The organism is Christiangramia crocea (assembly GCF_022410465.1).
GTDB lineage: Bacteria > Bacteroidota > Bacteroidia > Flavobacteriales > Flavobacteriaceae > Christiangramia > Christiangramia crocea.
The window spans coordinates 117626-132753 of the sequence record NZ_JAJSON010000016.1; the positions used below are offsets into that span (position 1 = coordinate 117626).

The 15128-nt window shown below is 38.7% G+C and carries 10 protein-coding genes; 1 reads left to right on the forward strand and 9 read right to left on the reverse strand.

Annotated elements, in window-relative coordinates; all coding sequences use genetic code 11:
• Positions 1 to 10: 10 nt before the first annotated feature.
• Positions 11 to 2836, reverse strand: a complete 2826-nt coding sequence (locus LU635_RS06510; protein WP_240097388.1) for a TonB-dependent receptor — start codon at positions 2834 to 2836, stop codon at positions 11 to 13.
• Positions 2837 to 2932: 96 nt separating this feature from the next.
• Between LU635_RS06510 and LU635_RS06515 the strand changes: the two genes are divergently transcribed.
• The gene (locus LU635_RS06515) at positions 2933 to 4009 is read left to right on the forward strand and encodes an endonuclease/exonuclease/phosphatase family protein (protein WP_240097390.1); all 1077 of its coding nucleotides are present in this window, start codon (positions 2933 to 2935) and stop codon (positions 4007 to 4009) included.
• 120 nt (positions 4010 to 4129) lie between these two features.
• Here the strand turns inward: LU635_RS06515 and LU635_RS06520 are convergent, their stop codons facing one another.
• The 8 genes from LU635_RS06520 to LU635_RS06555 all read right to left on the reverse strand — a co-directional run bounded on the left by LU635_RS06520 (position 4130) and on the right by LU635_RS06555 (position 15058).
• On the reverse strand, positions 4130 to 4567 hold the full coding sequence (locus LU635_RS06520) for a hypothetical protein (RefSeq protein ID WP_240097392.1): 438 nt from the start codon (positions 4565 to 4567) through the stop codon (positions 4130 to 4132).
• Between the two features lie 90 nt (positions 4568 to 4657).
• On the reverse strand, positions 4658 to 7420 hold the full coding sequence (locus LU635_RS06525) for a TonB-dependent receptor (RefSeq protein ID WP_240097394.1): 2763 nt from the start codon (positions 7418 to 7420) through the stop codon (positions 4658 to 4660).
• A gap of 303 nt (positions 7421 to 7723) precedes the next feature.
• Entirely contained in the window at positions 7724 to 9355 is a 1632-nt protein-coding gene (gene pgi / locus LU635_RS06530) for a glucose-6-phosphate isomerase (protein ID WP_240097396.1), read from the reverse strand.
• Positions 9356 to 10588 (reverse strand): peptidoglycan DD-metalloendopeptidase family protein, encoded by a 1233-nt coding sequence (locus LU635_RS06535; RefSeq protein WP_240097398.1) that lies wholly within the window; start codon positions 10586 to 10588, stop codon positions 9356 to 9358.
• 11 nt (positions 10589 to 10599) lie between these two features.
• Positions 10600 to 11559 carry a tryptophan 2,3-dioxygenase family protein gene (locus LU635_RS06540; RefSeq protein ID WP_240097400.1) on the reverse strand — a complete coding sequence of 320 codons (960 nt, stop codon included), beginning with the start codon at positions 11557 to 11559 and terminating at the stop codon, positions 10600 to 10602.
• Positions 11560 to 11561: 2 nt separating this feature from the next.
• Positions 11562 to 12338, reverse strand: a complete 777-nt coding sequence (locus LU635_RS06545; protein WP_240097402.1) for a DUF3108 domain-containing protein — start codon at positions 12336 to 12338, stop codon at positions 11562 to 11564.
• Positions 12339 to 12640: 302 nt separating this feature from the next.
• Positions 12641 to 13783 (reverse strand): 4-hydroxyphenylpyruvate dioxygenase, encoded by a 1143-nt coding sequence (hppD, locus tag LU635_RS06550; RefSeq protein ID WP_240097404.1) that lies wholly within the window; start codon positions 13781 to 13783, stop codon positions 12641 to 12643.
• A 102-nt stretch (positions 13784 to 13885) separates the two neighbouring features.
• Complete coding sequence (locus LU635_RS06555; RefSeq protein WP_240097406.1) at positions 13886 to 15058, reverse strand: homogentisate 1,2-dioxygenase; 1173 nt, start codon at positions 15056 to 15058, stop codon at positions 13886 to 13888.
• Between the last annotated feature and the right edge of the window lie 70 nt (positions 15059 to 15128).

A 15128-nucleotide genomic window follows, 5' to 3' on the forward strand; every position in this document is an offset into this window, starting at 1 on the left:
TTCATACGGCTTAAAATCTTAAATAAACATTTGCAAAAAAGGTTGTCCCCTGCCCATACCAGTATTTTGGGGCGAAAAGTGGCATTTCTCTATACATATCTTCTTTTAAACTCCGGTAATTTGCATTTCTCCCCTGTTCATACCCCCCACTTTTATATACCACGTTGAAAATATTATTGAGACTTATAAAAGTGCCGAGATATTTATCCTTCAGGCGCCAGGACTTTCCTCCTACCGCATTCAAAAGAAAGTAATCGTTAAATTTTTCCTGTTTGAGGAGTTTGGAAGCGGTCTCCGCATCATATTCAATCAAAGGCAAACCATCATAATCCTTTTGAAAATTAGTGGTTCGGGTTAACGGATTTATATCGATAAATGCATTCGAAAAATAATTGAATGTGGTCCCGAACCACCAGAAATCAGGATCGCGATACTCAAAACCTAATTGTGCCGCGGTCTGTGGTCCGCCTGGCAAGTGATAATTCCTCAAATATGCTTTACCATAATCAAGTGTAGCATCGAAACTTGCAGAGCTTAAGGACAGATTTGGGTTATTAGTATAAATATATTCGCCTAAAGCCAGAGCAGATTTTACTTTGATAGTGGAAGTAAGTTGGGATTCGGCACCAACTTCTATCCCATAATAATGTTTGTTCATGCCGCTCAATACCTCCTGAACAAAAGCAGTTGTATTCTCTCGCTCCAGTCCAGAGAGCCCATCGGCATAGTAATAGGAAACTTCGGTGACACCTGATATTTCAGTAAAATAGCCGGTGAATCTGAAATTGAGAAACGAAGAACGATAACGATATGAAATATCCCCTGTTTTAATTTTCTCTTCCTCAAGACCTGGGACTAATAGATTGTTCTGTCTTGGATTGACAAAAGCATTTCTGTAACCGGGAGCCTTGTTAAAATACCCGGTATTTAATTCAATATTCTGTCTTCCGGAAATTTTATAAACCGCTCCTGATTTAACTCCAAAATTGAAAAATTCGGCAACTTCACTTTTATCCAGAGAATTGCCTGGAAAAATACCATTCTGATAGTTCCCATTTCTCTGATAGCTAACAGATCCAAAATCTCCGGCCAGGTAAGTTTCCCATTTACGACAGGTCCATTGTATTTGGCTGAATAATTCTGCTTCCTCAGCTGAGACATCATAGTCGTATTTATAATGTTCGTTTTCAGCAACGATTCGGTTGAGATGCTGAAGATCACTTTGAGCAGCCAGGCCGGATATCTCCCCAATTTCATCCTGCACAAAAATGTCTATATCCAGAAATCGATTCCCACCTAAAAGGTCTTTGATTCGTGCATAATTGTGACTTTCTAAACGACCATATCTAATTGAAGCGTTCAACTTGAGGTTATTGTTAAGCTGAATGCCCAGGATAGAATTAGCAGAAAACCGTGAATCCTGATTCACGTCTTCCGAGAGTGCATAGACAGTATTACGCCCATTTTCAACAGCAGTTAGATTGGCTGAATACAAAGAAGTCCAGTCCAGTTGTCCATTGCCTTTTATTTCATTTTGTGCGCGATAGGCTGCTTCAAAATTCTGGTTGTCCTCAAATCTTAAAAAGTAAGAAGGCAATTTCTGATAATAGACAGGATCGGGATTTGCCCCTCCCCCATAAAAAGATGTTTGATCATTCGTAGTATTCAGGGTGGTCCCACCGAAATCTATCCTGGAATTCGCTGTCTCTCCAAATTGGTAGGAAATATTAGTGTTAATAGACGCTTTATCTGACATTTTCCAGAAATGATTAAGCATCAGGATAGGTTCTTTGGTTTCCCGAATCCGGGAATTCCTTATTTCTCCATTCTGATATCCCCAGTAGGGATTATAAGTTCTACCCTTAAGTTCAAAAACCTCTTTAGTAATTGCCGCTGAACGTCCCCTGATATTAGGAGTATAGATCCCACTAAAATTAAGAGAATGATCTTCATTCAGTTTCTTTTCTGCAGAAATGAAAAAGGAATTTGCATCATAGACCGTTCCGTCCATGTAGCCATCTTTTGCAAACCTACGACCAAGAGAAATAGCATAATACCAGCCATTCTTCTCTTCTCCTGAGGCATAGGTAGCCATGAACCTTCCGGTGTAACTTCTATTAGAACCTGCAAAGGAAAGCCGGCCTCCCTTTTGATATTTTGAAGCTCTCATGATAATATTCGTGGTACCTCCTAGCCCTCCGAACTGGTAATCATTAGCTGAAATCCCGTTTGTAAAAACCTGGTTCCGCTGCATGTCATTGAGTCCGCCCCAATTGCTCCACTGGGGCCTCCCATCATAGAATTTGTTCATTTCTAATCCGTTGATAAGAATCCTGCCATATTCGGAACCCAAACCGCGAGGTCGGAAAAAGGTCTGGCTAAAATCGAAGGCGGCCGCATTCAGAAAAACATCCCGGCTGGATTGCAGTATGCCCGAGATATTATCAAACTCACTTTCATCCGAAAGCAATTCGGCCTCTGTTAGGCTAATGGTCGCCTGCTGATTCTGCTCAAAAGCAGGATCTGGCTGGAGCAGGATGGTACCGAGTTCCTTTCCAGAAGATTGGATATCTACCGGAATACGCTTGAGCAGATATCCCAATTTGTCTATTCTCAAAATATATTCACCAGGCACAATACCGCTTAGGTCCAGCTGGAATTCACCATCGGAATCAGAAAATACATTCGTAAAATAACTTTCGATAGAAACTTTTACCTGTGGTAAGGGCACTTCGGTAAAGGCATCTGCAAATCTACCTGAGATGGTAATTTGCTGGGCATTCATGTTCATGCAAATGAGCATGGCCATAACTGCCGGAATAACCTTTATGTTCATTTAATCGCCCCAAAATAATTTTGATAAAATTTAAGCGAGTAAATATATAATAAACTTATTTTCAGTACTTTAAAAAACTAATAAATTTTTAAAAATTTGAAGAAATACCTGATCTGTCTATTCAGAAATCTTATTATTCTGAGTATTCATCTGACCTTTTTTAGTCTTTCCGCTCAGGAAAAAAAAGATTACCTAATAAGTACCATTGCATTTTATAATGTAGAAAACCTCTTTGACACTGAAGACAATCCCGAAACTTTTGATGATGACCGAACAGCATCGGGAAAAGATGCCTGGACAGAAGAGAAATATCAAAAGAAAATTGAAAATATAAGTCGGGTCCTTTCCGAAATTGGTACCGATGTAAATCCAGAACCTCCAGCGATCCTTGGGGTGTGTGAAATAGAAAACAGAAAGGTACTGGAAGACCTTATCATCCATCCTAATTTGCGTAAATATAATTACGGAATAATTCATTTTGATTCACAGGACGAAAGAGGCGTTGATGTAGCTCTTTTGTACAGAAAACAACACTTTACACCTCTGGACTCTAAAACCCGGAGACTGGTCATCTATGAGGCTGACAACCCCACTAAAAGGGATTATACCCGGGATCAACTGGTGGTGAGCGGACTTTTGAATAAGGAAGAGGTAAATTTTATAGTAAATCACTGGCCTTCCCGTGGCGGTGGAGAGAAAAGAAGTGCCTATAAAAGAGAAAAAGCGGCATCCTTAAATAAAAGGATAATAGACTCACTGGTGAAGATAAATCCTGATGCCAGAATAATTAGCATGGGAGATTTTAATGATGATCCCACTAATAAGAGTTTTAAAAAGATCTTGAAAACCGAGGCTGGCAGGAACAGGCTTTCAGAAAATTCTCTGTATAATCCAATGGAAAATATGCTGAAAGAAGGCAAGGGAAGCCTGGCTTATCGCGACTCATGGAATCTTTTTGACCAGATCTTTATGACCTCAAATCTCCTGAATAAGAAAAGTCAGGGGTTTGAATTTTACAAGGCTGGAATTTTCAACAAGCCTTATCTGATCACTCAAAATGGTCAATTTAAAGACTATCCTTTCAGGACCTATGGATACTCGGGTTATGAAGGCGGGTATAGCGATCATTTCCCGGTTTATATTTATTTGATAAGACAGATAAATTCAAATTAAAGAATTTCTATCGGTGTAAGAATACAGAAAAACAAAAAAGCTTCGGAAAATCCAAAGCTTTTTAGATTTGTTATAGTCACATTTCGACAGGCTCAATGTGGAAATAGTTTCTTCAACTATCTAAAACCATGTAGCCCAGGGAATCCGGGAAAGCATTACTACAAATGCAAGACCATAAAATATTGCAAGTTTCTTAAACTTAGGTCCTGATGTAAGTTTCTTTTTATGTTGAGAGTACCCTATGGTAACCAGGACTATCGCAATGATCATCATCAACGGATGCTCTACATTATAAAGTCTAAGCGTAGAATCTGCCATTACTCCCCCCATTCCTTCTTCGGCCCACATCTTAAAATAAGGTGTGGTAAAGTACAGGATAAGACCTATCAGTAACTGAATATGAGAAACAATAAGGGTAAACAGGGCGATCCTGAAATTGGTAGCGGAATACTCCTTATTCGCGGCAAAGCCAATGATTCCGTTAAAACTTGCAATAAGTAACATAAAAAGCACCAGATATGCCCAATATGAATGAATAAACTGAATGGTTTCGTACATGATATTTTAAATTTTGTTAAATATAATTAAACACAAAAAAACGTCCCATTTTTATGGGACGTTTTTAAAATGACATCTATTCCTATTGAATTAGAATCTAAAAGCTACACTTGCGTTCCAGGTTCTTCCCCACCCGAAGAAAACATTATTTCTGGTGTTCACACCATTCCATGTTTCAGCGCCAGGACCTGCTAACCTGTTAGTTAGCGACTCAGAAATGTAGATATTATCCGTAACATTATTAACGTTCACTCTAAAGGTGAGTCTGTTTTCTCCAAGATCAAGACCATAAGATGCTCCGAGATCCAGAAGGCCATACGATGGCAATTCAAACACCTCAAAATCAGCGTCTTCTGCATCAGTAGCATCATAAGAAGCATATAAATTATCAGCATAACGGTAAGTGGCATCTACGCTAAGATTATCTATAATCTGGTAGTCTGCACCTAAACTAGCAGTAAACTGGGCGGCATTTCCAACTTTTACTCCATCCAGATTTAGAACGGCATCCTCTGCACCTGGAATTGGGTTTTGGTTTTCATCAAGATATGAAACATTTACATCATCTTTATATTCCCAGTTACCAATAGAAAGCATTCCATTCCACCTAAATTTATTTCCTACTCTACCATATAAATCAAATTCAATACCTGTATGTACCTGTGTAACACCTAAAATATTAGCCACACCTCTGATTTCATCATCAGTATCTTCGAAGAAAGTAGCCGAGGTAGTTTCAAATCTATCGGCCCAGGAAGTCCTATAAAGATTCACGTTAGCATTGAAAAATTGAGATCGGAAGCCATAGCCCAATTCTATTCCAAATACTTGTTCGTTTGTTAAATTTGGATTCTTCTCATTTGTATCATTTAGGTAAACAGCGTCAAAAAGTGGTTGTTTAGAATAATAACCAATATTACCAAAAACATTATGCTGTTCGTTAATGTTAAAATTTAACCCACCTTTTATATTTCCACCTAATATATTTTCCCAATCTGTTTCCTCGTTATTCTCATCGTATAAGAAATAATCTTTTCTCTTAAATCCTTGATTAGAAATCGCTCCCTGAACAAAAGCGGAAATTTGATCACCCACATATTCTAACTGAGCGAATGCACCTTGCCAGTTTACATAACCTTCACTGTAATAATCTATCTTTTCCTCATCATCGATACTCTTAAAAACATTCAAAGTATTATCAATGGTAGGCTCGTAAGTTTCAGAAAGGAATCTGTAAGGGTTTGTCTTATCGTTATTATCTACATAAATATCACCCCCCATTAAATCAACCATTCTTCTATAATGGAAACCTGTATAAGATCTTAAGTCAACTCCAAAATCAAGAGTAAGCTGATCATTTATTTCCTTTTGATAATTAGAAATCAGTCCAAACCAGTTATGGGAATTAATTGAAGACCTTCTGGTGATACCATTTTCAGGTCCATATATATGGCCTGCATCATTTACAAAATCAGATGGAGTTTCGTTTCCGTTTACAAAAGCACCTTGGTAGGCATTACCTCCACCGGTATATCCTTCTCTTGAACCACCAAAATCCGGAACATTCTGACCTGAGTTATAGGCAAAAATGTCATCAATTCTTAATAATCCATCATCTGTCTTTGGAAGGGAATAATACCTATCCCCATTAATTCTTCCTATAGGACCTATGGAACCCCCACGCCCAAAAGATGCGTAAGCACTTGTAGTAAGTTTGGAGTCTGTATTTATATCCCAATCCCAACTTAGGGAAGCCACTGGTTTATGATAGAAGTTACCTGCAAATGTAAATTCCTTTCCATTTCTATATCCGAATTCCGGATTATACTTTTCATTCGGCTCACCATTTTCACCGTATTCCAAATAACTACCTAAACTTGTGAAAAAACTTCTTTGGTTATGTTGTTGTGGTGCACCGGTTAAAATAAAATTGAAGTCATGGTCATCATTAAGTCTGTAACCTGCACCAATAAAATAATTATAACCTTCAAACTCCGTCCCATTCACATAACCGTCTCCGGAAGTTCTGCTTAAAAGAAAAGAACCAGACCAGCCATTATCATTAAGACCGGTATTATAAGAAGCGATCGTCTTAAGATAGCTATCATTACCTACACTAGCCTTTACAAAACCACCTTCTTTTCTTTCGGCAGATCTTGTTACAACATTTATAGTACCACCTACAGAAGATACGGCAAGTTTAGAAGAACCAAGTCCTCGCTGTACCTGAATAGCAGAAGCCACATCACTTAGTCCAGCCCAGTTACTCCAATAAACCTGACCGTTCTCCATATCATTTACAGGAATACCGTTAATCATCACCGCAGAGTTTTGAGTATCAAAACCACGAATAGTGATACGTGAATCTCCAAATCCACCTCCTTGCTTGGTAGCATAGATAGAAGGAGTAGTACTCAGGATTTCCGGAAATTCCTGGTTCCCCAGTTTTTCCTCGATTTCCTGAGAACGAATAGTTGAAACAGCAACTGGAGTCTGTCGATCTTTAGCTAAGTCAACCACCCCGGTAATCACTACTTCAGATAATGCATTCGCATCAGCACTCAATACGATCTGTCCAAGATCCTGAGTCTCCCCGTTAGTTACGTTGAAAGATACCGTTTTTGTTTCGTAGCCTACAAAACTGATACGAATCCTTCCAGATGCATCTTCAACATCAATGCTAAAGTTTCCATCAAAGTCCGTCATTGTACCTTGTTGGGTTCCTACCACCATAACGTTCGCGCCAGGCAGAGGTCCATCCATTTCAGAATCTATTACCGTACCGGTAATAATCCCTTGAGCAAAAATGGTAGCGGATGTTAAAAACATCGCTAACAGTAATAATTTCCTCATTTGTTTAATAGTTTGTGTTTGATTAAAATTCGCTGCAAAAAAAACACTTTCCTACAAAACTACCATTACCCAAAAGTTAAGAATTTTAACTTTTTATCCACTTCCTCAGAAATCTCCCTAAAATTTTTTCTCTGTGAATTACTGCTATAGCTTAGATTACCGTCTTGTTTAACCAGATACCAATTTGTTAATATCTATGCACGCATAATTAATTTCATGTCAATATAATTTGAGCATATTCCATAAAAAAGCTCCGGATTTTCTCCGGAGCTTCCCATAAATCTGCCTTTATTATATTTATTCTTATTCCATATAATATTTCAATAAATTGCTGGTAGAAGAATCGTGGTTGTCCACATCATGGGTTTCAAACTCAGCCAGAATTTTACTCGCCAGTTGTTTACCTAATTCCACACCCCACTGATCATAGCTGAAAATATTCCAGATAACTCCCTGAACAAAGATCTTATGTTCGTATAGGGCAATGAGTTTCCCCATACTCTCAGGATTCAATTTATCTATTAAGATGGTATTAGTAGGATTATTCCCTTCAAAGACCTTGAATGGCTTTATCCTGTCTATCTCTTCCTGCCTGAAATTCTTGAATTTTAACTCTTCTTCAACTTCTTCCTCATTTTTTCCGTTCATCAAGGCTTCAGTCTGAGCGAAATAATTAGCCATCAGTTTATCATGATGTGACTTATCCTGAAACAGGGATCTTTTAAATCCGATGAAATCTGCAGGAATCAGTTTTGTACCCTGATGGATCAACTGGAAGAAAGCATGTTGAGAATTGGTACCTGGTTCCCCCCAAATGATGGTTCCCGTTTGATAATCAACCCACTTCCCATTACGATCTACGCTCTTACCATTACTCTCCATGATCGCCTGCTGAAGGTAAGAAGGAAATTTATCCAGGTATTGAGAATAAGGGATCACCGCTTCGCTCTCGGCTTTAAAAAAGTTATTATACCAGATACTTAGAAGAGCCAGTTGAACCGGTAAATTCTTATCAAATGAAGTATTCTTGAAATGTTCATCCATTTTACGGGCTCCATCAAGAAGGGCTGAAAAATTATCAAAGCCAATAGCCAGACTTATGGACAGGCCTACCGCACTCCATAACGAGAAACGACCACCTACCCAGTCCCACATCGGGAAAATATTGTTCCGGTCTATCCCAAAAGAGGCTACCTTTTCAAGATTAGTAGAAACCGCCACGAAATGTTTAGAAACCTCTTCTTCAGGTACCGATTTCAGGAACCATTCGCGAACGGTAGTAGCGTTGCTAAGGGTTTCCATTGTAGTAAAGGTCTTGGAAACTATGAGGAACAGCGTGGTTTCAGGATTCAGGTCCTTTATGGTCTCATGAACATGATCTCCATCCACATTCGAAATAAAATGAAGATTAAGATGGTTCTTATAGAATTTCAGACTTTCAGTTACCATATTAGGTCCAAGATCCGAACCACCAATCCCAATATTTACAACATCGGTAAAGGCTTTACCGGTATAACCCTTTCTTGCTCCACTGATTACTTCAAAGCTGAAATCACGAATTTTTGCTTTTACTTCCTCAACTTCCGGAAGAACATTTTCTCCCCTCACTTTTATTTCCGCATTCTTATCGGCCCGCAATGCTGTATGTAGTACAGGTCTGTTTTCGGTTTGATTAATAGCCTCTCCGGAAAAGTAACTGTTGATAGCTTCTTCAAGCCGGCATTCTTCTGCCAGTTTCAGCAGAAGGTTTCGGGTGTCTTCCGTGATCCTGTTCTTGCTATAGTCTATATAGAAATCTTCCCACCGAATACTGAACTTTTCAGCACGATTTTTATCTTTTTTGAACATATCTCTCATATGTTCACTTTCAATTTCGCTAAAATGACTTTCTAACTCCTTCCAGGCTTCGGTTGTGGTTGGATTTATATTTTTCATCTATATATTTTTGTAAGGAATTTGATCTAATTCTTCTTTTAAAGGCTCGATATATGCAAAATACTCATCCTTCAGTTCTTCTTCAATATGTTTGGCTGAAGGCAGATTTTGACGGTAGGGATCCACCTGTCTTCCATTCACCCAGAATCTGTAGCACACATGAGGTCCCGTTGCCAGTCCTGTACTTCCAACATAACCTATCACATCTCCCTGTTTTACAGTCTGGCCGGTTCTAACCGCTCGCTTGGTCATATGAAGGTACTGGGTAGTATATTTACTGTTATGTTGTACTTTCACATAATTACCATTTCCTGAGGTATAACTGGAAGCTATTACCCTTCCATTCGCAGTACTTACGATAGGTGTCCCGTAAGGAGCCGCATAATCGGTTCCCAAATGAGCTTTCCATCTTTTCTGAACAGGATGAAAACGTCTTTTGGTATATCTTGAAGATATTCGGGAATAATTAAGGGGAGCTTTTAGAAAAAAGCTCTGCAATGCTTTAGCTTCAGAATCATAGAAGCTTGGTTTTCCCGAAATGCTATCCGTAAGATATCTGAAAGCATAAAAAGGTTTTTCTGAATGTTTGAAAACAGCGGCATCCACTTTTTCGATTCCCGCAAAAATAGTGTCCTCAATATATTTTTCATGATAGACCATCTTAAACTGGTCTCCCTTTTGAAGTTTAAAGAAATCTATACTCCACTGATAAATATTAGAAAGTTCATAAACCAGAAGGTTACTAAGACCCTGTGCCTGCATGGCTTCAGAAAGAGACGAAGTGATAACTCCGGAAACCTCTCTTTTCTTTATGGTTACAGGGCGCTTTCGCCGTGCTGCATAAATACTGTCTCCCAGGGCCACCACCGTATAATTGATCTTATCATTCTCGTATATGAAAAACTCCGGTGTTTTGGCTGAATCTTTGGCCTTTAGGATCATGTATTTTTTACCGGCCACAATTCGCGCCGGATTAAAAGTATCGGTTACTTTCTGCGTGATCTCATAAACTTTTCCAGGATCAACCCCGCTTTTATCCATTATAGCACCAAAAAAATCTCCCGACTTTATAGTATCCTTTACTACTTCATAATTGTTAAGCACAAAACCATATTCTTTCTCAACCGGCGGCAGTTTTTTTTCTTTAACCTCTTTTACAGCCTGGTCTTTTTCATCATCATTGCAGGCAACAAATGCCAGCATCATCATTAACAATAAACCTAGTTTCTTCAATTTTTTGTTTTTTATTTTTCTGTATTAAAAGTGTGATTAACCCATTGTCTGCCCCAATCATCCTGTTCTTCCTTACTCCATAAATTAGGGAAGAAAGATATTTTCTGAAAGCCAGGAGGTAAAAACTGTTTCCAGTTAGTTCCGCCCGTAGCTTTGATAGTAGAATTCTCTTTACTAAGATAACGATAGGCTGCACCCATATGCATAAGCAACCAGTTGATATTCACATTTACGTCCAGGTTTCGCAACGCCTGAATAAGATCTTTATTGTTCCTGTCTTCTTCATGCATATTCAAATAGCGATGGTAAATGGTATTGCCTTTCACCTGATTTGCGATTCGTAAAAACCGGGGGGTATAACGTTTTTCAAATTGTCTTAACGTAAGCGTTTTTTCACCCGTTTTAAGATCGATACCTCCCTTTTTCCAGTATATATTCTCGTAAAGTTCTTCCAGACTATCTTCTTCTGAAAAATTCTCACGAATTTCTGTGGAGACCAAATGCTCCAAAGGAGTTGAATATAACTCTATCATCCTGAACTGCGCAGACTGAAAACCACTTGCGGGCAAAAGTGCCATTCTGAATTTCAGAAACTGCTCTCTTTCCATTCCCTTGATCATCACATCAAATGAATCTATCAGGATTCGGAAATAACGGTTAATCCTTTTCAGTTTTTCAATGAAAAAAGAGGTAGTAAGTGTCGGGCTTTCTATGATCTGCTTCTGCTCATGAATAATGAGCTTAAAATAAAGCTCCGTTATCTGGTGGTAGGTGATGAAGATAGTTTCATCAGGAAAATGAGTGTTTGTTTTTTGAAGACTAAGAAGCGTATCCACACTTATATAGTCCCAGTAAGAAAGGTAACGGTCATATAACAGACCGTCCAGATAGGAACCCATATCCTGCCCCGAATTCCTGAATTTTTCTTCAAGCTTATTAATTCGTTCGGCGATTTCGGGTTTTATTTCCATATTTAATTCATTATAATACTAAACTGATGTTTAAGTCCTTTATACGCCTCCAGATCAGCATCTAAAGAACCCACGGCCAGATCAGCCTCTATCTTGATAGGAATCTTATTCTTATCGTCGCTCACCCAAAATGTAAGGCTCTCCTTTTCTTTAAATACCCGACCCGCCAAAACATAAGGCCTGAATTTTAAAGTAGCTACCTTTCCAAATTTGGTTTTGATCACTTCCCGTCCAAGGAAAACAAGCTTAAAATCAGTATTTTCATCATCGATGAACATCTTCAATGTCATCTCATCCCCTGGTTTCAGATCCTGGCCATTAATCTGGTTGCGAATATAATAAAATGCAGACAACATATCATGTACATTATTGGGAACCCAATAGCTCTGTCTTATATCGGTTTCCTTATTTAGTACGTGGGCTTTATTGGACTGATGATCAAAGTCTATTTCCAGATCCTTGGTATATCCCCCCTCGTAAATTTTCCTGATAAATTTATAGGGTTTTCCCGTCCTGCGATCTATATAGGTTTGGTAATCGTCATCTACTTTGAAAAAAAGGCTCAGCAAACCGGTAGATTTACCCCGGCCCTTAACATGATAAACGGATTTATCATTAAGCCAGGTCTCATCTACTTCCAGAGTCGCATAACTTGCATTAAAAAAACCGTAATGAATACGGAATTTAAACCATTCTCCTGCTTCAAATGCCTGCTGGGAGAACAGCTTAGTGGTAGATATTAAGACAAATATAAAGGTAATTGCAAAAAGTCTTTTCATCACATTAAATTTCCTAAGTTACTGTAATTTATGGGGCTTGATACGCTATTTACAATTACTATTCCAAAAGTATTAAAACAAAAAACCCCATCAAATTAATGACGGGGAATTTTGTTCTATTAACCAACTAAAACTTAAATTATGAAAAAAATTAAATCATTCCTGGTAACCACTCCAAAAATGCGGATGCAAAAGTCTGATATTTCTACCTTGTCCGCAACACTTAAATTAACTTTAACTAAAAATTTATGTGATTATCAGAATTTTATTTTTCCAGTTTAAATTTTAGTAGTTTTTTAATTCTAATTCAACGTACCTCGTAAATCCTGCTCCCTTTCTATTGCCTCAAATAAGGCTTTAAAGTTTCCTTTTCCGAAAGACTGAGCACCCTTACGCTGGATGATCTCGAAAAACATAGTTGGCCTGTCCAGAACAGGTTTGGTAAAGATCTGTAATAGATAACCTTCATCGTCCCGGTCTACTAAAACTCCAAGCTCTTTTAATGGCTCGAGATCTTCATCGATCTCTCCAACTCTATCCAGAAGATCGTCATAATAGGTTTCAGGCACGTACAGGAATTCCACACCACGATCCCGTAATGCAGTTACGGTTTCTATAATATTATCTGTGGCCAGCGCAATATGCTGAACCCCGGCACCATTGTAAAAATCTATATATTCCTCGATCTGGGATTTTTTCTTTCCTTCAGCGGGTTCGTTTATGGGGAATTTAATTCGCCCATTTCCGTTACTCATCACCTTACTCATAAGAGCAGTATAGTCAGTAGAAATATCTTTATCGTCAAATGATACCAACTGGGCGAACCCCATAACTTTTGCATAAAATTCCACCCATTTATTCATTTCATTCCAACCCACGTTTCCTACCATATGGTCTATGAATTTCAGGCCGGTATCCTTAGTTTCAGCTTTGGTGTTCCAGGCTCTATAACCGGGAAGAAAAGGACCTTCATATTCATTCCTTTCAACGAACAAATGCACTGTCTCTCCATAGGTGTGAATACCTGAGATCACGGCTTTACCGTTATCATCCTCCAATTCATAAGGCTCAACATAGGATTGGGCTCCCCTTTTGGTAGTCTCCTCGTAACTTTTGCGAGCATCATCTACCCAAAGAGCTACGAATTTTACACCGTCACCGTGCTTGTTGATATGCTCATTGATATCTCCATCTCTAACAAGAGGAGAGGTCAAAACCAGTCTTATTTTTCCCTGTTGCAGTACATAAGAAACGGTATCTTTTTTTCCGGTTTCAAGCCCCGCATAGGCCACGGGCTGAAAACCCCACGCATGCTGATAATAGTAGGCCGCCTGCTTGGCATTTCCTACATAGAGTTCAACAAAATCTGTACCCAGGATAGGAAGGAAATCTTCAGCATCTGGTACTACTTTTTTCAATTTTAATGATGTGTTATCTGTTGACATAATATTTTTAATTTTGAATGTGCTAAATGATAAATTTTTTTAGGGAAATTTTAAAGCTTTACCACATAGCCCTGTCCTGAGCTAAAAGATCTTCTTTCATATTTATTCCTTATCCTCTTCTTCCAGCCATGATTTATGATAGCTTTCATCGGCAATTTCCATCGCATCCTCGGTAAGCATAAGAGGTTTGAAAGTATCTACCATTACGGCAAGTTCTTCGGTCTCTACCTGACCAATACTTCTTTCCACAGCTCCCGGATGAGGCCCATGAGGTATTCCGGCAGGATGAAGGGAAATATGGCCTGCTTCAATATCATTTCGACTCATAAAATCACCGTCTACATAATACAACACCTCATCACTATCTATATTGCTATGGCTATATGGAGCGGGAATGGCATCCGGATGATAGTCGTACTTACGTGGGCAGAAACTGCAAACCACAAAGGCATCGGTCTCAAAGGTCTGATGCACCGGTGGTGGCTGGTGAATTCTACCGGTTATCGGTTCAAAATCGTGGATAGAGAAAGCATACGGATAGTTATAACCATCATAACCCACCACATCAAAAGGATGGGTAGCATACACCATATCAAATATCTTCCCCTGTTTTTTGATCTTTATTAGAAAATCTCCACGCTCGTCATTGGTCTCCAGTTCATATGGCTGCCTTAGATCTCGCTCACAGAATGGCGAATGTTCCAGCAACTGCCCAAACCAGTTCCTGTATCTTTTAGGAGTGTAAATAGGTCTTCTTGACTCTACAATGAACAACCTGTTGTCTTCTTCATCAAAATCCATCTTGTATATGGTTCCTCTCGGAATAAGAAGGTAATCACCATACTTGAAGTCAAGATTACCAAGATGCGTTCTTAGTTTCCCCGTTCCTTTATGTATAAAGATCAGTTCATCAGAATCTGCATTCTTATAGAAATAATCTTCAGTTGATTGTTGCGGAGAAGCCAGAATGATATCACAATCTGAATTTGTTAGAACAGGCTTTCTACTTTCCAGGTAATCGGGATGCGGAGTTATCTGAAATCCCTTAAAACGGTAAGATTTCAGATTATTCTCTACAGCAAGCTTTGGTCTTACATCATAACTCCCCTTAATCTCCTTAACCTGCGTGGGACGGTGCTCATGATATAGGTTTGATGACATCCCATCAAATCCTATAGTTCCAAAGAGCTGTTCATAATAAAGACCCCCATCAGGTTTTCTAAATACCGTATGGCGCTTATGTGGGATTTTACCAAGTTTATGATAAAAAGGCATAATTTACAGTTTTAAAATCGATCAAAAAGCTATAATTTTTGAAGGATTCCGATTATTTCTACTTTATTTT